Below are 23,666 nucleotides of genomic sequence, written 5' to 3'. Positions count from 1 at the left end.
AATGCAACATGTGCCAGGATTAATTGACTCCCAAAAAGCCATAGATCAGACACCTCTGAACTTGTCGGTTAGACGGATCGCCTGGGCAAAGCTACCGGAAATCTCGCGACCTCGCGTCCAGCGCTCCCAGCAAATGGCTCAGATCCACCAGTCGCCTCGCCACCACATTGCAAACCCCCTCCTCCACCTGCCACTGCCCCTCGATTCCGAGCAGCCGGGTTTCCAACAGCTCCCGCCGCTGGGCTTCGGCGATCTTCCGCCAGACGATCACGTTGAGCAGGCCGTGCTCGTCTTCCATGGTCAGGAACGTGACACCCGACGCGGTCTGCGGCCGCTGCCGCAGAGTGACCATGCCGGCGGCTCGCACCCACCGGCCATCGGGAAAGGTGCGCAGGGTCCGACTGTCCAGCCACCGCGCGCTGCGCAGCTTGTGGCGGATCTGCCGAAGCGGGTGCGGTCCCAGGCTCACCCCAGTGCGCGCGTAGTCGGCCAAGGTGTCCTCGGCTTGCGTTGGGGGCGGCAGCACCACGGGCTGTTCCGCCGGGCTCTCCCCAAACAGCGGCAACTGCGCTTCGACGCCGGCGATCGCCCACTGAGCCCGGTGCCGATGCCCAGCCAGCCCGCGCAACGCGCTCGCTTCCGCCAACAGGTCTTGATGGCGTTTGTCCAGCCCAGTCCGCGCGCACAAATCCGGGATGTCCACGAAAGCACGCTGTTCCCGTGCTCGCTCGATCGTCTGCGCCACGCCTTCGGCAAACCCGCGCACCTGGCGGAAGCCCAATCGGATCGCCCACTCACCGCGACCGCTCGGGTTGGGTTCGAGCGAACAATCCCAATCGCTGTAACGCACATCCACGGGACGCACCGCGATGCCGCTGCGCTGCGCGTGCTGGACAATTTGGCTGGGCGCGTAAAAACCCATCGGTTGGCTGTTGAGCAACGCGCACGCGAACATCGCCGGGTGGTGGCACTTCAGCCAGCACGACGCATAGACGATGCCGGCGAAACTGGCCGCATGGCTTTCGGGAAACCCGTAGGAGCCGAACCCTTTGATCTGCTCGAACAGCTGCTCGGCGAAGGCCGTGGTGTAGCCCCGTTCCAACATGCCCTTCATGATCCGTTCGCGGTGGTGCTCCATGCCCCCATGCCGCTTCCACGCGGCCATCGCGCGGCGCAACTGGTCGGCCTCGCCTGCGGTGTAGCCGGCGGCGACGATCGCCAGTTTCATCACCTGTTCCTGGAACAACGGCACGCCGAGGGTGCGTTCAAAAACCGCTTTCAGGTCCTCGGATGGGTAGTCCACCGGCTCCTCATTCCGCCGGCGTCGCAGATACGGGTGGATCATGTCGCCCTGGATGGGTCCCGGACGCACGATGGCCACCTGGATCACCAGGTCGTAGAAGTTCTCCGGCCGATGCCGCGGCAACATCGCCATCTGCGCCCGGCTTTCGATCTGGAACACGCCCAGCGTGTCCGCCCTCTGGATCATCGCGTAGGTTTCCGGATCCTCGGGCGGCAACGTCGCCATGGTCAGCGCCTGGCCCTCGTGCCGTCGCAGCAGGTTCAAACACTTCTGAACGCAGGTGAGCATCCCCAGCGCCAGACAATCCACCTTCAACAGCCCCATGGTGTCCAGGTCGTCCTTGTCCCATTGGAGGATGGTGCGATCGGCCATCGCGGCGTTTTCCACAGGCACCAGTTCGTGCAACGGGGCATCGGCGATGACGAAGCCACCCACGTGCTGCGAGAGATGCCGGGGCTGGTCCATGAGTTCGGCGGTCAGCACCACGACTTTGCGGATCACCGGGCTGCTCGGGTCGAAGCCACGCTCACGCAACAGTTGGTCCAACGGGACGGACCCGTCCCACCAGGCGAACACCTTGCTGAGCAGATCCACTTGTTCCAGTGGCAAGCCCATGGCCTTGGCCACGTCCCGCACGGCGCTCTTGCCGCGGTAGCAGATCACCGTGGCCGCGAGCGCTGCGCGCTCCCGGCCATACTTCCGGTAGATGTATTGGATGACTTCTTCGCGCCGTTCGTGCTCGAAGTCAATGTCAATGTCGGGCGGCTCGTTCCGTTCCTTGCTGATGAACCGCTCCATCAGCAGGTTGAACCGGGACGGATCCACCTCGGTCACGCCCAGGGCAAAGCACACCGCGCTGTTCGCCGCCGACCCGCGACCCTGGCACAAGATGCCCTCGCCGCGCGCAAAGCGCACGATGTCGTGGACGGTGAGGAAATAAGACTCATAGCTCAGGTCCGCGATCAGGCCCAGCTCGTGTTCGATCTGCTCTCGCACTTTGGCCGGCGGCCCCTCCGGCCAGCGCCAGCGCACTCCCGCGTCCGTCAGCTCCCGCAGCCATCGGGTCGCGGTGTAGCCGGAGGGCACCAGTTCGGCGGGGTATGCGTAGCTCAGCTCATCGAGGGAGAACCGACAACGGCCGGCAATGCGCACGGTCTCGGCCAGCAGGTGCGGCGGATACAACGTCTCCAAGACCGCTCGATGGCGCAGATGCCGCTCCCCGTTCCGAAACAGCACGGCGCCGGCTTCGGCGATGGTCAGCCGGTGTCGAATGGCGGTCATCGTGTGTTGGAGCGCCAGCCGTCGCCGCACGTGCATGTGCACGTCACCCGCGGCGACGCATGGCAGCCCCACCTCGCGTCCCAGCGCTTCGAGCTGGGCGCAGCGGCGCGGGTCGTTGAACTCTTTGACCAGCTCAACCGCGAGCCAGGCCCGGTCGCCGAAGGTCTTTCGCACCCACACGCCCTGCTCCGCCTCCGGTTCCCTTCCTGGCACCCACAACGCGAGCGTTCCGGGCAATCCGTCAGCCAGGTCGGCGCGCGTCAGGTGGTAAGTGCCCTTCTCCGCCGCGCGACGACCTTGGGTGATGATCCGACACAAAGCGACGTAGCCCGCTTTGGTTTCGGCCAGCAACACGAGCTTGGGCCCGTCGGCCAGCTGGATTTCCGTGCCCACGATGAGCCGGACGCCGGTGAGCCGGGATGCTTCCAACGCGCGCACGATCCCCGCCATCGAGCATTCGTCGGTGATCGCCAACGCGGTGTAGCCGCAGGCCTTGGCCCGTTCGAACAGTTCGCGCGCCGTGGAAGCCCCCCGTTGAAACGAGAAGTTGGAGAGGCAATGGAGTTCGGCGTAAGCGGATGCGTCCGGTTCGCTCATGCGAACCAGCCGTGCAGCATCCAACCTTGCGCTTCGTCCGGCGGGAGGAAAGCCCAAGCCCGTTGGCCCTGAGAGGTTTCGACCACGTAGTAGTCCCGACGCACCACGTCGCCGTCCCACCAACCCGTCTCCATGCGCTCGGGACCGGCCAGCACGGTGGGCGTGGGTCCGCGTAGCGGAATGGGCCGTTCCAGCAACCAGGTCGGCCGCGGCAGCACTTCGGCCTCGCCCTCGTCCCGCGCGCCCACGCATTGCGACCGTTCCGGTCGGGGGTCGATCGTGGTCGCCAGCTGATAGACGGCCTCGTCGCCCAGTCGCGCGCGAAGGCGTTCGCGCAATTGTCCGAACGGCAGCGCGTTCGCCGGACGCTCATCGAAGAGGTCCCTCCCCTCAGGGACGAAGGAAGGCAACTGATCGGCTCGCAGACGGAGCGCCAGCACCGGCGCCGGCAAACGCACCTGTTCCAAACGACCGCGCGCTGCTTCGAACAACGTGGTGGCCGCGCGTTCCGGTGCGAGCAAGCCGATGGTGACCTCGGTGGCTCCTTCCCGATGTTCGAGGTGAAGAACGAAACGCTGCACGCCCCCGTCCCGGCAAGCGAGGTAAGCCGCCAGATCCGCCGTCATGCGCCGGACCGGGAAGATCAGCGCGGCAACGTTTTCGACTTCGTGCGACAGCTCAATGCGCCAATCCACGGTGTCCGGCGGCACGAAGAGGTCCAGACCGGCAGGACGGTCGCCCAGCAGCTGATCCACCGTGTCGAGTAACGCCGCACCAAACCGGCGGCGGAGCCCATCGCGGGGCATGCGCAAGAGTTGGCCCAGCGTCCGAATGCCCATGCCCGGCAATCGCTCGGCTTCGACCGGCAACCGAGCTTTCCCAAGGGGGACCGGCTCCAAGGCGCGTCGCAGGTGATCCGGGGACGCCACCGCCAAGCCATCCCGGATGCCGGCCAGCACGTAGGCCCCGTGCGGGGTGGGCGCGGCCGCCAGGCGGTGTCGAAAGCCCAGGTCAGTCAAATCCGCTCGCAAGCGCCGCTCGATGGCCGGCCAGTCGCCGAACAAGCCCCGGCTCCGGCTGACTTCCAGGACCAGGGCATGCGGCAGCAGGGCCACCTCGGACGAATAGCGGTAAGCCACCCCGGCCAGGAAGGTTTGCCACCGTTCGACCTCGGCCGGGTCGTGGGGCAACGCCGTGAACTGGGCCAACAGCGCCTGGGCGGCGCTGAGACGCTGGCCCACCCGCAGCCCGGCCGCCTTTGCCTCGCCATTGGCGGCGACCACGGTCCGGGTCTGGACCGGGCCATCCACCAAGACCAACGGTCCAGGATCAGCCTGGCGGCGGAGAACCCCATCCAGCGCCAGGGATGGCAGCAACAGGCAGGCCCAAAGCATCGCCAGTCGCCCTCAATGCACCGTGTCCGGGAACGGAACCGGGTGCGCTGGAGGGTTGCCGCCGCGGCACTTCCGGATCCAGACGGCGAACGTGGGCTGGGTGGCCAGTTCCAGGCGCAGGGGCGCGGGCGAACTGTTCGAAAGGTGGCGGCGGTCGCGGAAGACGAAGCCCAGCGCCTGGCCGTCCGCCGCGGCCACCTGCAGCCGCCGCAAGGCGCGGTCGTCGGCCTGCTTCGGCCAGACCAGGACGGCGGCGCACGCCCCGGAGCGGAGGCATTGTTCGGCCGCCCACAGCACCTCGGCGTCGGGTGCGCGGACGAAGTGGACCTGGGCCAGGCGAAGGCCCCGCTGGCGCCAGCCCTGGGCGAACGGCACGTAGGGCGGCGCGATGACGACCACGGGACGCTTCCCTTGGGTCAGGCGGGCCAGGGTGGGCAGCACCAGGCGCAGCTCACCTACTCCATCCAGCGGCATGAGGATTTCGGAAACCGAAGCATCCGGCCAGCCAGCGGTCGGCAGCGCGGCATCCAGGGCGGCCAAGCCCGTCGGCTGGTCGCCAGCAGGCACGGGCGCGGCACGGCCACGCCAGACCTGCCGGGCTTCCACGAGGTCCGATAAGGCAACGACGGCGCCCATCAGCTTCTCCGGACCAAGCCTGCAAACAGTCCTTCGATGGCAAAGTCGTCCGTGGGGTCGGGATCAATCGGGTGGTAGCCCGGGCTGTTGGGCAGCAGGCGGATCACATCGCCCTGATGGTGGAGGCGCTTGATGGTGAAGCGATCGCCACCGACGCGGGCGGCGACGATCTGGCCGTGGCGGGCGACCGGGGTGGCGTGCACCCCGACCAGGTCGCCATTGAGGATCCCCTCGTCCCGCATGGAGTCACCGACCACCTCGACCAGGTAGTCGGGTTTCAGCTTGAAGAGCCAGGTGGACACCCGAAGTGAACGCTCGACCCGCTCGGATGAGAACAGCGGCTCACCGGCGGCAATGCGCCCCACCAAGGGAAGGTCCAGGGTGTCCGCCGCCATGGGGTCCGTTTCCGCGATCAGACGAATGCCGCGGGGCCGGTTGGGCTCAATCACGAGGCGCCCCTTCGTCTGGAGCGAGCGAACGTGTTTCAGAACGGCGCTGACGTGCTCGATGCCCAAGGCCTGGCCGATTTCTTCCAACGTCGGGGCCTCCCCGTCCCGCTGGAGGCGGGCGCGGATGAAGTCGAGGACATTCTGTTGGCGATGGGTGAGAAGGAGCGTCATGGCGGCCACTTTTCACCTTTTTAGGTGAAAATGAAAGGGTCAAAATTTCCCAGTGCCAGGATCAACGGGATGGCCGCTGAACCTCATAAAGGGGATGAGGTGGGTTCAGGGGCTAACATGGCGGGGCGGGGTCTCATGGGGTGAGACCAATTCAAATCGGAACCAATCCCACACCCAACACGGCAAGCCTGCTATGACCGGTGTGTCTTCCTGATCGAAACCTCTCTGGTGAACCAGATGGAAAGGCAAAGATCGCCGCTATCCTAAAAAGGTTGACTTTTTATGGAGAGCTACGATGATGAAACTATGAGCACCACCGCCGCCCTAGCAACAGAAAGCGCCACCCTTCACACAGGTCGCGTCGAAAGCACGTTCGGCGACTCGATTATTTATGTCGTGATGGATGACGGTGAGAGCCTAAGCTTCCGCCCCAGCAATCTGATGGTGAAGAAGTTCGATGGCAAGATTTTCTCATATGGCGGCCAGTCGTTTGACGAGTTGGGACTTCGTCATGGGACCCGGGTTGAAGTCGGCCAAAAGCGTGACCTAACGAAGGTCTTGATTGTGAGCAATCGTGAAGATTCGCTCATCAAACGTCTCTTCCGCTAAGAAGGGTTCGTCACTTGGAACTTTTGCCGACGGACGCGGCCTCCGGTACCACTCCCTCGAACATAACACTGCCTCCACAAGCTCGTGCTTTTGGGCGATTGATCGATCACCAAAATATTGCGCCTGGCGATCTACTTTTAACGCGTCCATTTGGTGGGCGTGAAAATGACTGGGTATCCAGAGGTATTGTTAAAGCGCAAGCGAGCGCATATGAGGAGCAGGATGCCCAGTGGACCCACGCCGCTGTCTGTCTTGGCGATGGACAAAACGTGGTCGAGGCCAATTTCAAGATACCTGGTCTTCGTCGCGGCGTGATGATACGCAATCTTCAAGAATATGCCGATGGACAGCATGCCCTTAAACTTCGCCGCCCGAGGATGAGCGATCTCGAACGGTATAGGATTGTGATCGGCGCACTTACTCAGGGCAAACAGACTTACGATTTTAGTTACCTGATACGTCTGGCTTGGAACGCGTGGCGAGGTCGAGGACTATGGGACAGTAACCAAAGGCCGATTCGTATCAGCTCTAAGGCCGTGGTTTGTTCGACGCTATACGCGCAAGCAATGCACTACGCGTCTAACATCGAATTAGGTGGCCGGGCTCGGATCTGCGTTCCCGCACTCCTCTCTTGCAGTAATTATTTTACTGATGTCCAGCTTCGTTGGCTCGCGCTGCAGAAACCAACAGAGCAGGGACAGGACCTGATCTAGTGCAGGTTCGATTTCGTCCGCACGGGTGTGCATCTGCTATGTCGACATCCCATAGCTTCGCGAAGCCGAGCTAACTTTAATCTCAATTTCTTGAAACAGATATTGCCCGGATTTAAGCTGGATGCGATAGCGCCCCTCACGATCCAGAGGTGCACCCAATTGCTGTATCCAAGTTTGGCTGTTCCCCGTCCCATCAGGCGATGGCAAGTGAAGCGCCAATCGAGACACCTCAGCCCCTTCCGGGTTGACGAGACACAATTGAAGTCCTCGACAGTGGCCTCCGATCAAATTCTTCCATGTGGCGATGCAGGCAACTGGCCAAACTGTTTCCACCGGCAGAATGGGAACATTAAGCGCTGTCCATCCGGCTCCCAGGGCGAATAGCAGTCCTTCGCGTAGCTCGAACGCGTTCGCCGTGAGCAAAGTGCTGACGTGAAATCCACCATCGACGTCGGATGGCGAGATGGTTAACCAATCATCGGGCAAGCGACCTGACAATGCTCCTTCGCCGCCGTCGACACTCAACACGTCCTTGATCGTGCCATCGCTGGAACGAATGGTTAGAGAGGTTTTTCCCCCACATTCGGCATGTTGGCCCGGGAGACGCGCGGCCCGCCCCCCTTGTCCGACTTCGATCTGAACCTCGTCGCCAGGCTCGACGGCGAATGAACCACGAAAGCTGTTGCCACCGTTCCCGCCGTCTCCACCGATCGAATTAGGGCCAATGGCGCCTGCACCCGCGCCGCCCGAGCCAGGCGGTAGATCCATAGATGCATCCGACAAGATATGGGCAAGGTCAACGTGCCCAGATTGACCTTCAACCAGATCCAAGAAGGTTCCGCCGCGCCCTCCATTTCCCCCACGAGCTCCTGGGCCGATGGCACCCCCACCGCCTCCGCCGGCCCCAGGTGCATGGCCGCCACCTCCCCCGAGGTCCAATGTAGAATTGCTGATAGCAATTTCGACGTTCGAGAAGGACGCCGAAACCGCGGCTCTTGCCATGGCATCCGTCAAGGGCCAGCCTTGGCGTCGTTTACGATGAGCATCAATTTGAGCGGCCTTCCAATCACGGAGCACGTTGGCCGTGTAGTCACTTTGCCCGCTCGGCTCATCAATTGCAGCAGCATGCTTGATGCACATAAGCAGCAAGTTGCTATCCGAACGATTGTCATCCGCAGGTTGCTCGTCGTCCCATCGCGGCCCTCCCTCGCTGCGCGCACAGATGTGCGCAATGCGCGAGTTGAGCACCCACGAGCCCGAAGCCTCGTCTTCGCGATAGAGGGGCTCAAAGCATCCAGGAAAAGCGCAGTCAACGGCCAGTGCATACAACCGCTTGGCCGTGGCATCCGTCGGGAAGGGATGTTCAATCAATGCGGGGGTCTCCAACTTTTCGCTAGTGCTTCGACCGGACTGAGCAGCTGGCCGATAGCCAAATTTTAGTATCGCGCACCCAGCTCAATAGAGCAGGATTTTCCGGATAGAGCCCAGCGTGAGGTTCCAGCTCAAACCGGTCCCGACAGCATCCAGCATCTCTCCGGGTCCGTAATCGCCGCTATATGTTTCAACGTGTTCCTCGTCGAGATCGTGCCCAACGTAAGCGCAACGCCACTCCAACGGCACCTTCGCCGCCTTCATCGTCTGGATGGCGGTTTTGCGAAGACTATGAAACCCATGCTTGCCCTTAGCCGGCTTGGTGATGCCGACCGCAAGAATGTGCCGACCAAATGCTTTGGAGAGCCAGTCGCCCTGCCCGTTCACCGAACCGATCTTCACTTTTGGGAACAAGCGCTTTTCACCCTCTTCCCGCAACCTCTCGACACGCTCCATCAGACCCAGTGCAAGCAGATCCGCATGGATCGGGATGGTGCGGATGCTAGGGAGATTTTTTACGCTCTGACCCTCTCCTTCGTCAGTGATCGTCAGACACGGGATCCCGTCCACCGTAGTGAAGTCCACCAGCGCAAGCTGGCCGATCTCCGACACGCGCGCGCCCGTGTAAAGCCCGATGACCGCGCCCCACCGGGCGCCTTCGCTCAACCTAGCGAGCGCATCAGGCGCGTAGAGCCTTTGGATTTCCTCCGGACTGAATGCCTTGAAGCCGAAAGCCTTGCGTCGGTGCTTTTCCTGCTTGCGGAACACCACGTGGCCGGCGGCCGGATTTTCGTCCTTCGGAAACTTCGGGTAGCAGCCCGACGACACTGCCCAAGTGAAGAAGCCGCGTAGATACGAGGTCTTGTTTACCAGCGTCGGCGTTTGCAGGCCGCTCGCCCTGAGCGCTTCAACCCATGCATGCACGTCCTCGCGTTGGACCTCGTGCATGAGCTTCTTGCTTCCGACGTGCCGGACGAAGCCCATCACCGCCGCGGTCTTGATGATGAGGGTCTTGGGGATGGTGTCGGCCTTAATGCTCCGCAGCCATTGGTCGGCCGCTTTGCCGATTTCGCGTGGTCGCGTTGGAACGATGGGCCTAACCGCCACCGCGGCACCTGCCCTCGCCTGGACCAGCGAGGTGTTGAACGCCTCCATCATGCCGGCCAATACCTGAGTGTCGGGATGAGGAGATTGAACCGGAGCCGGCCGCGGCGGTTTCGGTGTGTGCGAAGGCACCGGCTTCTTAGCCTCCCGCAACGCCTCCATCAGTCGCTCGTGGTCGGCCTGGTCTGTGGCTTCGAACCGCATGGAGCCATCCACTCGGATCTCGCACGCGTAGTCGACCAGCTCGTTGCCGGTCCCTGTCCTCAGGTTTACCCGATTTCGCGGAGCGCCAGGCGTGCTCGCCTCTGGCTCGTCCGTGTTTGGTGGTTCCTGTGCCATCGTGGCGCCTGCCCCTGCTCCGCGTGTCGTGGCGAAGATTTGAGCATAGTGCGCGCCCAAAGCGTAGGCCCACCACCGGGCAAGCAGCGGATCACGGGTGCGTAGGGATTTCTTGATGTAACGCAGGCCCAAGGCGGCCCGCAGGTCTTTCGGAACGGTCAGGCAGAAGTGCCACATCCCCGAGGGGTGGCGCTGCAAATGGTGGGCAAGTCGCATGGTGCATTTCGCCAACCGACTTCGCCAAGCGCCTTTTTTCTCCCAGACATCTCAAATTGCCCTTAAAACAGGCTTTTTCTCGATGGCTGGCGGAGAGAGTGGGATTCGAACCCACGGTAGGCTTTCACCTACGGCAGTTTTCAAGACTGCTGCCTTAAACCACTCGGCCATCTCTCCGTATTGTATGAGGCGCTTTGCGCGTCTCGGATTCTACGCTAGCTCCGATCACCGTCGAGGTGGCTCGGACGCCGAGTGGGATTGTTCGCCGCTTCGCGACGAATCCCTCCCGTTGGTCGGGACCGCACTTCGGGCGTCCTGCGGCGGCTTCGCCGCCTTGTCGAACCCACGGTAGGCTCACACCTACGGCAGTTTTCAAGACTGCTGCCTTAAACCACTCGGCCATCTCTCCGTATTTTTACCGCACGCCACCAAGGCATTGCACCCCAGCGGCGCGCCATTGTACCCGACCGACCCCCGGTCAGGTCACGCAATCGCTTCCAAACCCGCCATATAAGGCCTGAGCACCTCAGGAACCTCAATCGACCCATCCTTCCGCTGGAAATTCTCCATCACGGCAACGAGGGTCCGCCCCACAGCCAACCCAGACCCATTCAGCGTATGCACCAGCTCCGGCTTCCCGGTCGCCGGGTTCCGCCACCGGGCCTGCATCCGCCGCGCCTGGAAGTCCGTGCAATTCGAGCAGCTGCTGATCTCGCGGTACGTATTCTGCGAAGGCAGCCAGACCTCCAGGTCATACGTTTTCGCCGCCGCAAAGCCCATATCGCCCGTGCACAGCTGCACCTTCCGGTACGGCAGGCCCAGCTTCTGCAGGACCGTCTCGGCGTGCCCGACCATCTCCTCCAGCTGAGCCATGCTGGTCTCGGCGGTCGCGATCTGCACCATTTCGACCTTTTCGAACTGGTGCTGGCGGATCATGCCGCGGGTGTCGCGGCCGTAGCTGCCGGCTTCGGCGCGGAAGCACATGGAATGGGCGGTCAGGCGCATGGGCAGCTCGTCGGCTTCGACGATGCTCTCGCGGACCAGGTTGGTCAGGGTCACTTCGGAGGTCGGGATGAGGTAGCGCTTCGCATCGCCGATCTGGGTCGCGAACAGGTCCTCCTCGAACTTCGGCAGCTGGCTGGTGCCCTCCATCGCGGCCGGGTTCACGATCAGCGGCACGTTGTGCTCGAGGTATCCGTGCTGCGTGGTGTGCAGGTCGAGCATGAACTGGGCGAGCGCGCGGTGCAGATGCGCGAGCTGGCCGCGCAGGACGGTGAAGCGCGCGCCGCTGAGTTTCGAGCCAGCGTCGCCGTCGAGCCAGCCATGGCGGACGCCCAGGTCCACATGGTCCTTAACCTCGAAGTCGAACGCGCGGGCGTGGCCCCAGCGGAGAATCTCGAGGTTGTCGTTCTCGTCCTTGCCGATGGGCACGGACTCGTCCGGCAGGTTGGGCAGGCCCAGCGAGATGTCGGCCAGTTTGGCCTGGACGTCGGCCAGGGCCTGTTCGTTGGCCTTGAGCTTGTCGCCGATGCCGGCGACCTCGGCCATCAGCGGGGCGACGTCTTCACCCTTGCTCTTGGCCTGGCCGATCGCCTTGGAACGCGTGTTGCGCAGGTTCTGCAGCTCCTGGGTCTCGGTGGCGAGGGCCTTGCGCTCGGATTCGAGGCGCTCGATCGTGGCGACGTCGAGGTCGAAGTTCCGGGCGGCGCGCAGGCGTTCGGCCGTTTCGGCGAGTTTGCCGCGCAGGAGAGCAGGATCCAGCATGGGTCGGGTTCCGTGGGTGTTCGAACGGAGGATTATCGCAAATTCGGGGGGCCTCATGCCCGCCCGATGCCAGATCCTCGTCGAACCCCGCCACTGGCGCCTCAGGGAAGGCGCCATCAGCCCGTCGATGACACGGGATATCCGTCCCGTGTCAGGTTATCAGGCGGCCTTCTCAGCCCGCATCTGCTTCGACAACTGCTCGGACAACAGCGTCAGCTTCTCATCGGCCGCCTTCTCCTCAGCCAGCGTCGCGACGAGCAGCGGCACGGCATCGGTGTAGCCGAGCTGCTTGGCCAGCGCGATGAGGGTGCCGTAAGAGGCGATCTCATAATGCTCTACCTTGTTTCCGCCGCCGATCAGGGCGGCATCGCGCAGCGGACCTTCTTCGACGCCGTCGATCACTTCCTTGCCCTCTTCCACCAGCCCTTCCATCGCGGCGCACTTGATGCGCTTCAGACGGATACCCAGAAGCTCGACGACCTGATCGATGCGCTCGACCTGGCCCTGCGTTTCCTCGAGGTGAGACGTGAATGCTTCTTTGAGCTCCGGAGCCGTCGATGCACGTGCCAGTCGCGGCAGCGACTTGGTGAGTTGCTTCTCGGCGCTGTAGATATCGGACAGCTCGTGGATGAAGAGATCTTCGATGGTTTTGATAGTCATGGCGCTGTCTCCCGGATAAGACTTACGAAACTAGCGCTATGGATGTTTGCGCGCACCGCAACGCGGGTGAAGAGAGAGAACACCTGAGTGAACGCGCGCTCCCGAAAGCTACTTAGGTAGCTCCACCCGTTGCCCGCAATGCTTACCAGGCCGACCCCGAAAACGCATCCAGCGGAATCCGCAGGTAACGCCGACCGTTAGCCTCAGGCTCCGGCAACCGCCCACCGCGCAGGTTTACCTGCAACGCGGGCAGCAGCAGCTTCGGCATGGGCAGCACCCTGTCCCGCCCATGGCGCAACGTGATGAACCCAGCCTCATCCAGGCCGGCCACATGCGTGTTGGTGGCTAGTTGCTCGGCCACCGTACTTTCCCAGCGTGGTTCGCGACCTCCCGGCTGGTAGTCATGCCCGGTGAACAACCGCGTCTCCGGCGGCAGCGACAGGATCCGCTGGATCGAATGCCACAGCACGCTCGCATCGCCGCCGGGAAAATCCGCGCGGGCACTGCCGCTGTCCGGCATGAACAGCGTATCCGCGACGATCGCCGCGTCGCCGATCACGTAGGTCACCGATGGCGCGGTGTGACCCGGCGACGAGATCACGCGCACTTCCAGCGAGCCGATGGAAAACGTATCGCCTTCATTGAACAACCGGTCCCAGTAACGCCCGTCCAGCTGATCCAGTGGCAACCCGTAGATCTCGCCCCAGATGCGCTGCACGTCCAGCACGCCAGCGCCCATCGCCATCGGCGCACCGGTCTTCGACGACAGATAGGCCGTGGCGGAGAAATGGTCCGCATGCGGATGCGTATCGAGAATCCACTCGACCGTGAGCTCCTGTGACGCCACCGCATCGAGCAAGGCGTCGGCGGACGTCGTCGCGACGGAGCCCGACTTCTCGTCGAAGTCGAGCACCGGATCGATGATGGCGCAGTGCCTCGTGACCGGATCGGCGACGATGTATTGCACCGTGCCCGTCCGCGGCTCCCAGAACCCCTGAATGTCTGGCCTGGATGTGTCGGTGTTCATGGATCACTCCTTGCGTGCGACGCCCTCGCGCTGCAGAGGAGTCCATTGTAGACGACGACCGACCGAGCGCCAGAACGTCGCGCCGAGCATCACCGCGAGGCCGATGTTGACCACGACCTCGCCCGGCCAGACGTTGCCGTAGCTGATGTCCTGAAAACCGATCCGGTCCGCCACGATGCCAAGGATGTTGGCAAAGGCACCGGCGGCGATACAGGCGTGACACGTGCGGTTGATGCGCCGCAGGCTGAGATCGGTCAGCAGCCAGCAGGCCGAGACCATGATGACCGCACTGCAGGCAAGGTCGGTGTAAAGAAAGAAAAGTGTATTCACAGGTTATCGCCTCCGGCGATACGGTCGATGACGCGATTGGCCAGTGTTTCACCGCGCGAGTCGATCAGTCGCTGCACGATCATCGTCAGGCGTAAACCGAAACAACCGATGAGAAAAGAGACGCCGGCGTGTACCTCCGCCGGCGAGTCGGGAAGAAAACGCCGCTCCAGCGCGGGCCCCAGGAAGATCGCCATCATCGCCCCGCATACCACCTGGACGACGGCCCGCTTGCGCGATGCCTCGTTGCCAAGCGCCACAGGCAGGATGGCGCCGCCCACGGCCGCCAGCAGCAGCCAGAAACGGGTGAAGAGAACCACGGAATCCATGATGGCGACCTCGCTGTGGTCAGGGGGACGTGACCGGAGCCAGACGGCCGTGCCATGTCGAGCGCGGACCGTCGAAGACCAGATCCAGCTCACGTTTCGGCTCGGCGGCTACCTTGATCCGAAGATCGTGATTCAACACGCCGTCGCAGAACCTGCCGCCGTTGACGGACGGGGCAAAGCGATAGATCAACGTGTCGCCGTCGGCCTTCAGAAATCGGGCCGGCACGTCGCACGACAGCGGCTCGTTGAAATGCAGCCTGACCAGCTGCGGTGCAAACGTAAGCCGCAATGCGACATCGGAGTTTGCCTGCTGGATAAGGCCTTGCCATACCCCCTGGGGCTCGGCGGCGACGGCCAGGGTCGGCAGCGCCGCGATGAGAGCGGCAAGGCTCAGGCACTTCATGGTGTTCAGATGCATCGTGATCTCCTTACATGTTGGGTGGTGGGCTCACGCTACCGAGCAAGCCACACCGCGAAGCCGGCTAAGCCGGCAAGAAACAGAACGTATGCCGTGACCCGTACGGCGCTGCGGCCGCGACGCGACCGTGGAGCAACCTCGGTACTGGCGATCAGGGCGCTTTGCCAGGCAGTCGACACGCGCAGGCCGGAGAGCCTGTCCATCACGACGCCCCGGCATGCGACACGACGACCGGACGTCCATCGAGCGACACGTCGGCCCGCCAGGCGTCGGCGGCACGAAAGCGGATCACCATGCGGTGCAGGGGGCGTCGCCGGAACCAGCGAGGCGGGGGTGGATTCATGTCGATGATCAGTGCATCGGCCGCACCGCGCACCCGCTCGTAGCGCAGGCGACAGTCGAACGCGACCGACAGTTCGGTGACCTGCGGCAGGCGCGGATCGCGGAACCAGCTCATCGGTATCACCACGGGATCCAGCGTCGCATCGTCGCGGGGACCGCGCGGAATATCCACGTGCAATGCCTCGTTTCCGGCACGGTCGTGTTCGTAATGCAAGCCCCGGCGACGGCGCAGACCGTCATTGGCCGCCTCCACGGAAACACGCAACGCGAACAACAACTGATCGAAGCTGCACTCGGCCATGGCACCCTACCCCTCGGTCATCCACGACGGCTTCCGCGGAAAGCCCACGTGATAGCAAAGCCACTGCAGCACGACCTGATGCTCGCCGACCTGCAGAATGGTGAAACTCTTTTCCGTCCCGATGATCGAGCCTTTCGGCGAATCGGTGAGGCAGCGATTGAGCAAGGCGCGCGCTTCTTCCACCTGCGCCTCCGTACTCATCTGGTTGGGGTTGTCGCTGCCGACAACCACACGCTTGACGAACTTGACGTCAGTCAGATCGAACATCACTGGGTCTCCTGGAGAGAATCGCGACGGCCTTGCGGACGCCGCGACTCGAGGTATGGAACAAACCGCTTACGGACCCGGGCCCGGACCCGTTGCCGGAGCCGGAGCCGGCGCCGGAATGGCCGCGGGTGCGATCTTGGTCTTCTTCGGCAAGGCGTTACCCGGCACGGCCACCGGCGCGCCGACCTTGCGCGGCGCGCAGGCGGTCTGCAGGATGTCCAGCACGCGCGACAGGCCTTCCGGCATGCCACCGTCTTCCGCGTGTACTTCGACGTGATAACGCGCCGAGTTGTCGGACTTGCGGGTGTTTTCCTTATGGGTGGCGACCGAACCGGACACCTTGGCGGAGGCCTTGAAGATGCCCCAGCCGATCGACATCTCGGCGCTGAACTCGCCCTTCTTGTCTTCGCTTTCTGTGCTGCTGAAAGACGACTTCACTTCCATGTCGAAGGTGATGTCGACCTTGGTGATGCTGAGGCTGGGCACCTTGACGATGGCCAGCAGCGGCACCACGATCTCGACGTCTTCCTCGGCGGTGCCGCCCTGGACATTGGGATCGTCGACGGGACGCTTGAAACGGAACGTGGCGGTACGGGTATCGCCCACGCCATTGGGATCGTTCGCGGCCGGCGGCAGAAAGCCGATGACCTTGATGAAATCCGCGGTGGCCTGGGCCAGCTTGACCTGCGCTTCGCAGGCGGCGCTGAGCGGCGAACCGATCAGGTCGCCCATGGGCAGACCCTTGAACTGACTCGACATGTTGACGAGTTCGTCAGCCATGATGTGACTCCTGGTGAGATGTGACGCGACACGCGGAATGCGCGTAGCGGTTCAGCGCGACCGACGTGTTCAGTCGCCCGGCTTGAACGTCTTGAAGATCCCCTGGGTCTGCGCGAGGTGATTCATCAGCCGCGACGCGCCGTCGGTCGGCTCGCTGCCTTCCACGCGCAGCACCACGTGCACGGACCCGCCGCGACGATCGCTGCCACCGACCGAGGGATCGACCCGCAGGTGGGGGCGCGACGCGGCGCTCGCCCCCTTCCAGCCGGGCTCATGGGGCGCGTCATCACCCGGTGGGTCGCCCTCGATCAGCGGACCGAGGTCCGCGTCGAAGGTGATCTCGACATCCTTGATGCGCAGCACGTTGGTCGAGACCAGGGGAAGGATCGGCGCGCGGTACAGGTCTTCATCGTCCTCGCCAGCCTGCGGATGCAGGGACGGCATGCGGATGACGACGCTCTTGGGCCGGTTGTCCTCATCGAAAAACTCGCTGAGGTGGGAGATCTGGTGTTGCTCGATGCGGTCCTGCGCATCGACCACCGCGCCGGCAATGGCTTCGATCAGGGTATTGAGCGAGGTCTGCGCGGCCATGGCTCAGGGACCTCCCGTGGCGGCTTGCGGCAGATCGGGAAAAGAGTCGACGCGGTTGAGCCAGCCTTTCAGGAACTTGCCCAGCCCCGGCCGCTGGGCGACGAGGTTCTTGTAGTAGTCCTTGCGCCCCTGCTTGTACGCGGTGTAAACCGCGACGTTATCGACCTTGCCCAGCGCGGCGAGCGTACCGGCACCGATGGCGCCGTCGACGACGACTTGTGGGGTCACACCCTGCGCATTGAGCACGCGCTGGAGCAGCCTGGATGCGTTACCACCGGCGTTGACCTGAAAGTCGAAGACGATGTTCGCCAGATCCTGCAGCGCGATCTCGTCGCCGTGCACCTTGTCCCAGTACAACGCCTTGTAGATCCTGCCCGCGTCCGCGTCGCTCAGCGCACGCAGGTTATCGAGCGTGGGCTCGACACCCAGAAGGCGTTTGGCGCACTGCTGAAACGTGCCCAGCGTGATGCCTTTGTTGGTCGCGCCGCCCGGATCCGCAGGGTCGTTGACGAACCCTCCCTCATGTCTGAGTAGCGTGGGAAAGAAGCTGTTGAAGTCGGCCATGGTGTGAGCTCCTGAAAAGACGCGGTGGCGTCCGTGGAGTCACTATCCGTGGGTGGTGGCAATGGCGGCATCGGCAAAACACTGAATCGCGCGGCCGCCGTTGCTGACCTGCGGGACTCACGGATCGAGCGTGGTGAGTCCTTCGCGCAAGGCGTATCGCGTGAGCTGTGCGATACCGTTGATGCCCAGTTTCGCCATGATGTGTTCCCGGTGCGTGCCGACGGTCTTGATGCTGACGTGCAATCGCTCGGAAATGTCGCGTGCACTGAGCCCTTCGGCGAACAGCTGGGTGATTTCGCGCTCGCGCGCACTCAGCGCTCCGGTCGTCGCAAACGACGGTCCATCCTGGCGACGCAGACCATCCACCAGCAGATGCCCTATGTCCGGACTGATGAAGTAACGCTGGCGCATCACCGTATCGATCGCCTCACGTAGCACGTCGAAACCGTCGCGCTTCAATACGTAGCCATGGGCGCCAGCGTCGAAGGCGGCGCGTACCCATCGGGAATCCTCGTAGCCGGAAAGGCAGAGAAGCCGGGTGTGTGGACAGCGTGGTGCGATCCGCCGGATCGCTTCCAGACCACTGAGTCCGCGCATGGCACAGTCGAAGACGATCAGCCCTGGCTGCTGTCGCAACGCCAGGCGCACGCAGTCGCGACCGTCCGCGGTACTGCCGATCACCTGGTAGCGCGTGGAGTGACTCAGCAGCGCCGCCACACCGTCGCGCAACAGCGCCTGCTCGTCCGCAAGCAAAACCGACACGGGCATCATGCGAGCCGCCCACGGCAAAAGCCGCCATCGATGGCGGTGAAATGATGCTGCGAATCCATCGTCGGTCCCCCGATTGACTACCCTTACCGGCGGACGCTTCGCTGCCGGCTGGCGGCCACGGGTGCGCCCGGTGGCCGCGCCACGACGGCACGGCCGCAGCGTGCCGTCGCGTACACGGGGTCGGGTTTGGGACGCAGATAATCGCCAGGCATAACACGATCCGGTCGGTGGAAGGAGTGGTCACGGTATGTCGTGACGCCCCACCAGCCGTATCGGCCAAATGCTGATTTTTCGAGCCGAAGCCGCTGCGGCGGCTAAGCCGTACCGATGCGCGTCGCTTCCGGCGGAAGCACGGTCAGTTCCCGCCAGTCGAGTTGCTCGAGCAGGAAGTTGTAATCGTCGTCGCTGAGCTGAAATTCCAGACGGCAGCGTTCGAGCTCCGCCCGCTGCGCGGCGATGGCGGCGAGCGACAGGGCACAGTGCCGTTGATGCGCATCGCCACGTGGCGGCTCGTCCAGCGCGTCGACCTCGATGCGGAACAGCGCGGCCAGCCGCGCGCCCTCTTCACTGGCTTCGTCCTCCAGCCGATGCAGGGCTGCCCGGGCCAGACCGCGACGGACCGCGACGAGCTCGCGCTCGGTCACCGCGCGATGATCCAGCCCCAGCAGCCGAATCATCGGCGCGAGGGTGAGCCCCTGCACCACCAGCGTGGCCAGCACCACGCCGAAGGCGGCGAGAACCACCGTGTCCCGCTGCGGGAACTCCGCCGGCAGGATGAACGCCGTCGCCAGCGTCACCAGCCCGCGCATACCGCACCACCCGGCCAGCGTGGCCTGCCGCCAGGTGGCGGGCTCCGCCCGTCCCGAACGGCGGCGGTACCACGCCACCGCGCGATTGAAGCCCAGCGCGACGACCAGCCGGACGACCACGACGATGGCGATCACCAGCCCGGTGAAGGCGAGCGCGTGGCGCAGGTGCTCGCCGCTCATGTCGCCGATGATCCGCCGCGCCTGCAGGCCCATCAGCAGGAAGGCGAGCACATTGAGCACGAACACCACGACGTTCCACACCGCGTACGACTGCACGCGCATGCGCGGCGAGGTCGGTCGCGCCGTACGCGACGCGAGCGTCATCGCCAGCGCCACCACGGCGAGCACGGGCGATACGTGAAGGTGCTCGGCGATGATCCAGACCAGGAAGGTGTTGACGAACTGCAGCAGGTTACTGTCCAGCGCGCCCGTGACGAGCCGGCTCATGTACGGCATCAGCCACGCGGCGACCATGCCGAACAACACACCCCCGGGCGCAGCCAGTGCGAATCCGCCGACCTGGGCCGCCGTGAGTCCGCCGGACATCTGCGCGGTCAGCGCGGCGCTGAACAGCAACAGCGCGGCCGCGTCATTGAACAGGCTCTCGCCGCGCAGGATCGCGTCGGTGGCGCGCGGAATCGCCATGCCGGAGAGTATCGCCGTGGCCGCCGCCGCGTCCGGCGGTGCCACGATCGCACCGAGCACCAGCGCCGCGGCGATCGGCAGGCCCGCGAACGCCCAGCCCACCCACGCGACCAGCAGGGCCGTGATAAGCACCCCGCCGAGCGCGAAGATGACCAGCGGGATCCAGAAGCGCCTGGCGGTGGTCACGGGGAAATCGAACGCCGCATCCATCAGCGCCGGCGCGATGAATAACGGCAAAGCGGTCTGCGGATCGATCGGAAAGTCCGGTGCCCCCGGCAGAAGCGCCACGCCCACGCCCGCCAACGCCAGCATCGACGGGTACGGCAACGACAGATGCCGCGCCACCTGCAGCAATACGATGGCCGCCAGCAGCAGCAGAAGAAGGCTTTCGAATAACGTCACGGGCGAGACTTCCCCAAGTCGGTCCGCGCAGGCTACCCGGCAATAACGCTCTTGGGTAGGAGTCGGACTTGCTGGCGCTTGCGGGTTGCCTTGGTCAGATGTTCTTCGTGCGAACTGGGTCGCGCGCGGGGCGCGCTCCTACAGTGGGCCGGTGGGATCCGGGCCTGCTGGCGATACCCCCCGCCTCAACCACCATCCGATAGAGGCACCCGCCAGCAGCCACCCGAACGCGATCTCCAGCAGCGACCCCACCGTGAACGCGTCCGGAAACCGGTACCAGTTCCAGTAGGGCACGCTGATCGACAACCAGCTGAAGACGCCCATCGCCAGGCCAAGCACCAACCCGCGCGTCACTCCCACCCCGGCACGGATCATCACCAGGGCGAGAATCCATGCCCCGAGCGTGTTCGTCACCCACTGATGAAACAGGTTGACGCCCATCTGCATGGAATCGCGCCCATGCGGCTCATAAACGATGAAAGCGAACGGGCTGGCCACCGCCTTCGCGGAGAACGCGGCGCGGGCCTTTTCATCGTCCGCGGCACCCCTGTCGAAGTGCGGCAGCACATAGATGCCAGCCTCGGCCGGCAGGCCTTGCTTCAGGGAGGCAATCACCCTGTCTTCGTCCAGTGGCGCCCGCATGGACATCTCGCCCAGCGGTAACACCATGTGCGCGAACGCACCCCAGAGAAACATCACGAGACCACCGATCAGCGTTGCCATCGCGATACGCATGAGCCGTCTCCACCCGGGCTGTTGGTCCGAGCGTACGACTCGTCAACGCACGATGGTAGTGGCTTTCGGCAGGGGTTCTTCAGTGCCTGTCGAGCACGTATCGCTCGATGGCGACGGCCACGCCGTCCTCGTTGTTGCTCGTCGTGACGTGGTTCGCCACGGCCTTCACGGTGTCGATCGCGTTGCCCATCGCCACGCCGACGCCCGCGAACTCCAGCATGACCAGATCGTTTTCCTGATCGCCGATCGCCATGATGCGATCGCTGGGGACACCCAGGTGCGCGGCCAGCGTGGCCAGCGCCCTGCCCTTACCCGCGTCCGGATGCAGGATCTCGAGGAAGTCGTAGGCGCTCTTGACCACCGTGTAACGCTCCGTCAGTTCCGGCGGCATGTTGGCGATGGCGCGATCGAGCACGGGACCGTCATCCACCATCATGAACTTCCGGAAGCGCCACGCCGGGTCCAGCTGTTCGATGGAGCGGTAAAGCAACGGCGTGCGTGAGATGTACGCGTCACGCACGGTGTGCGAGCTGATGTCCGCGTTCGGCGTCATCATGCTCCGCTCGTACAGTGCATGAAAGTGCACACCCAGGTCGCGCGAGACTTCTTCGCAGTAGATGAAATCGTCGTAGCCGAGGGTCGTCTCGGCGATGATTTTCGTGCCTGCGGCGTTCTGCACGACCGCACCGTTGAAAGTGACGCAGTAGTCGCCTTCCCCGTTCATGCCGAGCTCCGCGAGGTATTCCTCGACACCCGAGAAAGGCCGGCCGGTAGCCAGCACGATGCGGATACCCCGGGCCCGGGCCGCCGTGATGGCCTGCTTTACCCGCGGCGTGATTTCGTGCGCGGCGTTCAACAGCGTGCCATCCATGTCGATGGCAATCAGATCGATCATCGGGGAAAGTCTCAGCGGGGATGCACCGTATCGTACCGCAATGCAGCAAATACCGTCGTTAAGGTCGCGGGGGACGCCCTGAAAAAGCGAGCCCTCAGCCTCCAGCGCCACGTATGCGCCAAAGTCACAGTTCCGGGAGCATCTTTTTACGATGTCCACCCAGTCCGCCCGCAGGAACAACCTTCGTGCACTCGTTGCGGATCTGCAGCAGCAAGGCGTCGAGGACCGGGACGAAATCGCGCGGCGGGTGGGATGCACCGCCGGCGCGGCGCGGCTGAGATCGATGCTGAGGGAGGGGTTTATCGGGTCGTGGTTCTCACACTGCCTGGAGCATTCGCTCAATAAACCCAGGCGATGGCTGGACGAGGATCGCACGGTGCCAGCCGAACTGGCCGCGGAAAATGACGCTCTCGAGATGCCGCAGACGACTGACCGCCAGGACTCCCGTGACAGCGGGTGAACTACTTCCGCGTCCGGGCTTCCGCACGCGCGGCGCGTAACGCCTCCAGCTTTTCGCGCAGTTTCGTTTCCAGTCCGCGATCGACCGGCTCATAAAAGGTCGTCCCTGTCAGCTCATCCGGCAGGCACTGCTGATCCAGCGCAATGCCACCTTCGACGTCGTGGTCGTACTGGTAACCGGTGCCGTAACCCAGCCCCTTCATCAGCTTGGTCGGCGCGTTGCGCAGATGCATCGGCACGTCGAGCGTGCCCATCTGCTTCACGGTGGCCCTGGCCTTGTTGTACGCCATGTACGCGGCGTTGCTCTTCGGCGAAATGGCCAGCCAGATCGCCAGCTGCGCCAGGCCCAGCTCGCCCTCGGGACTGCCGAGGCGCTCGTACGTATCCCACGCATCCAGCGCCATGCGCCACGCGCGCGGCTCGGCCAGACCCACATCTTCCACCGCCATCCGCGTCATGCGCCGGGCCAGATACAGCGGATCGCAGCCCCCGTCGAGCATGCGCGTCAGCCAGTAAACGGCGGCATCCGGATCGGACGAGCGCACGGATTTATGCAGGGCCGAGATCTGGTCGTAGAACTGCTCGCCGCTCTTGTCGAAACGACGCGTGCGATCCGCCAGCACCTGCTCCAGCGTCGCATCGTCGATCCGGCCGTTTTCGGCGAGCTCGGCGGCGATTTCCAGCAAGGTAAGCGCACGACGTACATCGCCATCGGCGGCACTGGCGATGAGTTTCAGCGACGCTTCGTCGACATCGAGTTCGAGATCGCCCAGACCGCGTTCCTTGTCGGCCAGCGCGCGATGCAATGCGGCCACGATATCGTCCGGGCTCACCGCGTCCAGCACGTGCACACGGCACCGTGAGAGCAACGCGGAGTTGAGCTCGAACGACGGGTTCTCGGTGGTCGCGCCGACGAAGATGATCACGCCCCGCTCGATATGCGGCAGGAAGGCGTCCTGCTGGGCTTTGTTGAAGCGATGCACCTCGTCGACGAACAGGACGGTGCGGCGCCCCTGCGCGAAGTTGCCTTCCGCCTCCGCGAGCGCCTTTCGCACGTCCGGCAGGCCGCTCATGACAGCGGAAATGGCGCGGAAGTCGGCGTCGGCGTACCGGGCGACCAGAAGGGCCAGCGTGGTCTTGCCACACCCCGGCGGCCCCCACAGGATCATCGAATGGACCTTGCCTGCCTCCAGCGCACGGCGCAGCGGCTTACCCTCGCCCGCCACCCGCTGCTGCCCCACTATCTCGTCGAGGGCACGCGGACGCATACGCTCGGCCAGGGGCTTCAGCGCTTCGGGTTCGGCAAAAAGGCCGGGGGACTGAAAAGACATGGGACTCGCGGGAGGGGGTGAAGGCCTATTATCGCGCGTCAGGCGTGCAGATGCGCTCAAGGCCTC

24 protein-coding genes, 1 tRNA gene and 1 pseudogene are annotated in these 23,666 nt (G+C 64.0%); 3 read left to right on the top strand and 23 right to left on the bottom strand.

Annotation, left to right across the window (positions count from 1 at the left end; translation table 11 throughout):
- Positions 1–91 precede the first annotated feature (91 nt).
- Genes J2X57_RS00360 through lexA form a run of 4 tightly spaced genes read right to left on the bottom strand, consistent with a single transcriptional unit; the run spans position 92 to position 5,831 of the window.
- Complete coding sequence (locus J2X57_RS00360) at positions 92–3,181, bottom strand: error-prone DNA polymerase (RefSeq protein WP_309862443.1); 3,090 nt, start codon at positions 3,179–3,181, stop codon at positions 92–94.
- A complete protein-coding gene (locus tag J2X57_RS00355; RefSeq protein ID WP_309862441.1) occupies positions 3,178–4,575 on the bottom strand; it encodes a DNA polymerase Y family protein in 1,398 nt (465 codons plus the stop codon). Before J2X57_RS00355 ends, J2X57_RS00360 begins: the two co-directional genes overlap by 4 nt.
- 12 nt (positions 4,576–4,587) lie before the next feature.
- Positions 4,588–5,211, bottom strand: a complete 624-nt coding sequence (gene imuA / locus J2X57_RS00350) for a translesion DNA synthesis-associated protein ImuA (protein ID WP_309862436.1) — start codon at positions 5,209–5,211, stop codon at positions 4,588–4,590.
- Positions 5,211–5,831 carry a transcriptional repressor LexA gene (gene lexA, locus J2X57_RS00345; RefSeq protein WP_309862433.1) on the bottom strand — a complete coding sequence of 207 codons (621 nt, stop codon included), beginning with the start codon at positions 5,829–5,831 and terminating at the stop codon, positions 5,211–5,213. The genes imuA and lexA overlap by 1 nt, the downstream gene beginning before the upstream one ends.
- A gap of 306 nt (positions 5,832–6,137) precedes the next feature.
- Here lexA and J2X57_RS00340 point away from each other — a divergent pair, with 306 nt between their 5' ends.
- Positions 6,138–6,440, top strand: a complete 303-nt coding sequence (locus tag J2X57_RS00340; protein ID WP_309862430.1) for a hypothetical protein — start codon at positions 6,138–6,140, stop codon at positions 6,438–6,440.
- A 14-nt stretch (positions 6,441–6,454) separates the two neighbouring features.
- Positions 6,455–7,153 (top strand): hypothetical protein, encoded by a 699-nt coding sequence (locus J2X57_RS00335; protein ID WP_309862427.1) that lies wholly within the window; start codon positions 6,455–6,457, stop codon positions 7,151–7,153.
- A gap of 36 nt (positions 7,154–7,189) precedes the next feature.
- Here J2X57_RS00335 and J2X57_RS00330 read toward each other — a convergent pair whose 3' ends face one another.
- The 18 genes and pseudogenes from J2X57_RS00330 to yidA form a co-directional block, all read right to left on the bottom strand.
- Positions 7,190–8,524, bottom strand: a complete 1,335-nt coding sequence (locus J2X57_RS00330; RefSeq protein ID WP_309862422.1) for a hypothetical protein — start codon at positions 8,522–8,524, stop codon at positions 7,190–7,192.
- 84 nt (positions 8,525–8,608) lie between these two features.
- On the bottom strand, positions 8,609–10,183 hold the full coding sequence (locus tag J2X57_RS00325; protein ID WP_309862419.1) for a DUF6538 domain-containing protein: 1,575 nt from the start codon (positions 10,181–10,183) through the stop codon (positions 8,609–8,611).
- Between the two features lie 87 nt (positions 10,184–10,270).
- Positions 10,271–10,360: transfer RNA gene (locus J2X57_RS00320), tRNA-Ser, on the bottom strand.
- A 306-nt stretch (positions 10,361–10,666) separates the two neighbouring features.
- Positions 10,667–11,947 carry a serine--tRNA ligase gene (gene serS / locus J2X57_RS00315; RefSeq protein ID WP_036112689.1) on the bottom strand — a complete coding sequence of 427 codons (1,281 nt, stop codon included), beginning with the start codon at positions 11,945–11,947 and terminating at the stop codon, positions 10,667–10,669.
- Positions 11,948–12,106: 159 nt separating this feature from the next.
- Positions 12,107–12,607, bottom strand: coding sequence for a ferritin-like domain-containing protein (locus tag J2X57_RS00310; protein ID WP_036112688.1), 501 nt, complete (start codon positions 12,605–12,607; stop codon positions 12,107–12,109).
- A 142-nt stretch (positions 12,608–12,749) separates the two neighbouring features.
- Complete coding sequence (locus J2X57_RS00305; protein ID WP_343218458.1) at positions 12,750–13,634, bottom strand: MBL fold metallo-hydrolase; 885 nt, start codon at positions 13,632–13,634, stop codon at positions 12,750–12,752.
- A gap of 3 nt (positions 13,635–13,637) precedes the next feature.
- Positions 13,638–13,964 (bottom strand): hypothetical protein, encoded by a 327-nt coding sequence (locus tag J2X57_RS19875; protein ID WP_343218457.1) that lies wholly within the window; start codon positions 13,962–13,964, stop codon positions 13,638–13,640.
- Positions 13,961–14,290 (bottom strand): hypothetical protein, encoded by a 330-nt coding sequence (locus tag J2X57_RS00300; RefSeq protein WP_309862412.1) that lies wholly within the window; start codon positions 14,288–14,290, stop codon positions 13,961–13,963. Before J2X57_RS00300 ends, J2X57_RS19875 begins: the two co-directional genes overlap by 4 nt.
- Before the next feature lie 19 nt (positions 14,291–14,309).
- Positions 14,310–14,708 (bottom strand): hypothetical protein, encoded by a 399-nt coding sequence (locus J2X57_RS00295; RefSeq protein ID WP_036112681.1) that lies wholly within the window; start codon positions 14,706–14,708, stop codon positions 14,310–14,312.
- A gap of 202 nt (positions 14,709–14,910) precedes the next feature.
- Complete coding sequence (locus J2X57_RS00290; RefSeq protein ID WP_309862409.1) at positions 14,911–15,351, bottom strand: hypothetical protein; 441 nt, start codon at positions 15,349–15,351, stop codon at positions 14,911–14,913.
- Positions 15,352–15,357: 6 nt separating this feature from the next.
- Positions 15,358–15,618, bottom strand: a complete 261-nt coding sequence (locus J2X57_RS00285) for a hypothetical protein (RefSeq protein WP_036112678.1) — start codon at positions 15,616–15,618, stop codon at positions 15,358–15,360.
- A 162-nt stretch (positions 15,619–15,780) separates the two neighbouring features.
- Positions 15,781–16,398 (bottom strand): annotated as a pseudogene (locus J2X57_RS00280) (DUF2589 domain-containing protein); the annotation flags it as partial.
- 69 nt (positions 16,399–16,467) lie between these two features.
- Complete coding sequence (locus tag J2X57_RS00275) at positions 16,468–16,989, bottom strand: DUF2589 domain-containing protein (protein WP_309862405.1); 522 nt, start codon at positions 16,987–16,989, stop codon at positions 16,468–16,470.
- Positions 16,990–16,992: 3 nt separating this feature from the next.
- Positions 16,993–17,553, bottom strand: coding sequence for a glycosyl hydrolase 108 family protein (locus J2X57_RS00270; RefSeq protein ID WP_036112675.1), 561 nt, complete (start codon positions 17,551–17,553; stop codon positions 16,993–16,995).
- 117 nt (positions 17,554–17,670) lie between these two features.
- Positions 17,671–18,315, bottom strand: a complete 645-nt coding sequence (locus tag J2X57_RS00265; protein WP_309862401.1) for a response regulator transcription factor — start codon at positions 18,313–18,315, stop codon at positions 17,671–17,673.
- Between the two features lie 323 nt (positions 18,316–18,638).
- Positions 18,639–20,180, bottom strand: coding sequence for a cation:proton antiporter (locus tag J2X57_RS00260; protein ID WP_309862399.1), 1,542 nt, complete (start codon positions 20,178–20,180; stop codon positions 18,639–18,641).
- Between the two features lie 138 nt (positions 20,181–20,318).
- The gene (locus J2X57_RS00255; protein ID WP_051943558.1) at positions 20,319–20,915 is read right to left on the bottom strand and encodes a hypothetical protein; all 597 of its coding nucleotides are present in this window, start codon (positions 20,913–20,915) and stop codon (positions 20,319–20,321) included.
- Positions 20,916–20,994: 79 nt separating this feature from the next.
- Positions 20,995–21,810, bottom strand: coding sequence for a sugar-phosphatase (gene yidA, locus J2X57_RS00250; protein ID WP_079520295.1), 816 nt, complete (start codon positions 21,808–21,810; stop codon positions 20,995–20,997).
- Positions 21,811–21,961: 151 nt separating this feature from the next.
- Between yidA and J2X57_RS00245 the strand changes: the two genes are divergently transcribed.
- Entirely contained in the window at positions 21,962–22,270 is a 309-nt protein-coding gene (locus J2X57_RS00245) for a hypothetical protein (protein ID WP_309862394.1), read from the top strand.
- A gap of 1 nt (position 22,271) precedes the next feature.
- Here J2X57_RS00245 and J2X57_RS00240 read toward each other — a convergent pair whose 3' ends face one another.
- On the bottom strand, positions 22,272–23,600 hold the full coding sequence (locus tag J2X57_RS00240; RefSeq protein ID WP_308847734.1) for a replication-associated recombination protein A: 1,329 nt from the start codon (positions 23,598–23,600) through the stop codon (positions 22,272–22,274).
- Between the last annotated feature and the right edge of the window lie 66 nt (positions 23,601–23,666).

The sequence above is a fragment of the Luteibacter sp. 1214 genome (genome assembly GCF_031455395.1).
Taxonomy (GTDB): domain Bacteria; phylum Pseudomonadota; class Gammaproteobacteria; order Xanthomonadales; family Rhodanobacteraceae; genus Luteibacter; species Luteibacter mycovicinus.
This window is presented reverse-complemented; position numbering and strand designations above follow the sequence as displayed.

Bases quoted from the DNA above. Each gene is read 5' to 3' on its own strand.
- J2X57_RS00360 (WP_309862443.1), bottom strand. From the start codon at position 3,181: ATGAGCGAACCGGACGCATCCGCTTACGCCGAACTCCATTGCCTCTCC.
- J2X57_RS00355 (WP_309862441.1), bottom strand. From the start codon at position 4,575: ATGCTTTGGGCCTGCCTGTTGCTGCCATCCCTGGCGCTGGATGGGGTT.
- imuA (WP_309862436.1), bottom strand. From the start codon at position 5,211: ATGGGCGCCGTCGTTGCCTTATCGGACCTCGTGGAAGCCCGGCAGGTC.
- lexA (WP_309862433.1), bottom strand. From the start codon at position 5,831: ATGACGCTCCTTCTCACCCATCGCCAACAGAATGTCCTCGACTTCATC.
- J2X57_RS00340 (WP_309862430.1), top strand. From the start codon at position 6,138: ATGAGCACCACCGCCGCCCTAGCAACAGAAAGCGCCACCCTTCACACA.
- J2X57_RS00325 (WP_309862419.1), bottom strand. From the start codon at position 10,183: ATGCGACTTGCCCACCATTTGCAGCGCCACCCCTCGGGGATGTGGCAC.
- serS (WP_036112689.1), bottom strand. From the start codon at position 11,947: ATGCTGGATCCTGCTCTCCTGCGCGGCAAACTCGCCGAAACGGCCGAA.
- J2X57_RS00310 (WP_036112688.1), bottom strand. From the start codon at position 12,607: ATGACTATCAAAACCATCGAAGATCTCTTCATCCACGAGCTGTCCGAT.
- J2X57_RS00305 (WP_343218458.1), bottom strand. From the start codon at position 13,634: ATGAACACCGACACATCCAGGCCAGACATTCAGGGGTTCTGGGAGCCG.
- J2X57_RS00300 (WP_309862412.1), bottom strand. From the start codon at position 14,290: ATGGATTCCGTGGTTCTCTTCACCCGTTTCTGGCTGCTGCTGGCGGCC.
- J2X57_RS00295 (WP_036112681.1), bottom strand. From the start codon at position 14,708: ATGCATCTGAACACCATGAAGTGCCTGAGCCTTGCCGCTCTCATCGCG.
- J2X57_RS00290 (WP_309862409.1), bottom strand. From the start codon at position 15,351: ATGGCCGAGTGCAGCTTCGATCAGTTGTTGTTCGCGTTGCGTGTTTCC.
- J2X57_RS00285 (WP_036112678.1), bottom strand. From the start codon at position 15,618: ATGTTCGATCTGACTGACGTCAAGTTCGTCAAGCGTGTGGTTGTCGGC.
- J2X57_RS00275 (WP_309862405.1), bottom strand. From the start codon at position 16,989: ATGGCCGCGCAGACCTCGCTCAATACCCTGATCGAAGCCATTGCCGGC.
- J2X57_RS00270 (WP_036112675.1), bottom strand. From the start codon at position 17,553: ATGGCCGACTTCAACAGCTTCTTTCCCACGCTACTCAGACATGAGGGA.
- J2X57_RS00255 (WP_051943558.1), bottom strand. From the start codon at position 20,915: ATGCGTATCGCGATGGCAACGCTGATCGGTGGTCTCGTGATGTTTCTC.
- yidA (WP_079520295.1), bottom strand. From the start codon at position 21,810: ATGATCGATCTGATTGCCATCGACATGGATGGCACGCTGTTGAACGCC.
- J2X57_RS00245 (WP_309862394.1), top strand. From the start codon at position 21,962: ATGTCCACCCAGTCCGCCCGCAGGAACAACCTTCGTGCACTCGTTGCG.
- J2X57_RS00240 (WP_308847734.1), bottom strand. From the start codon at position 23,600: ATGTCTTTTCAGTCCCCCGGCCTTTTTGCCGAACCCGAAGCGCTGAAG.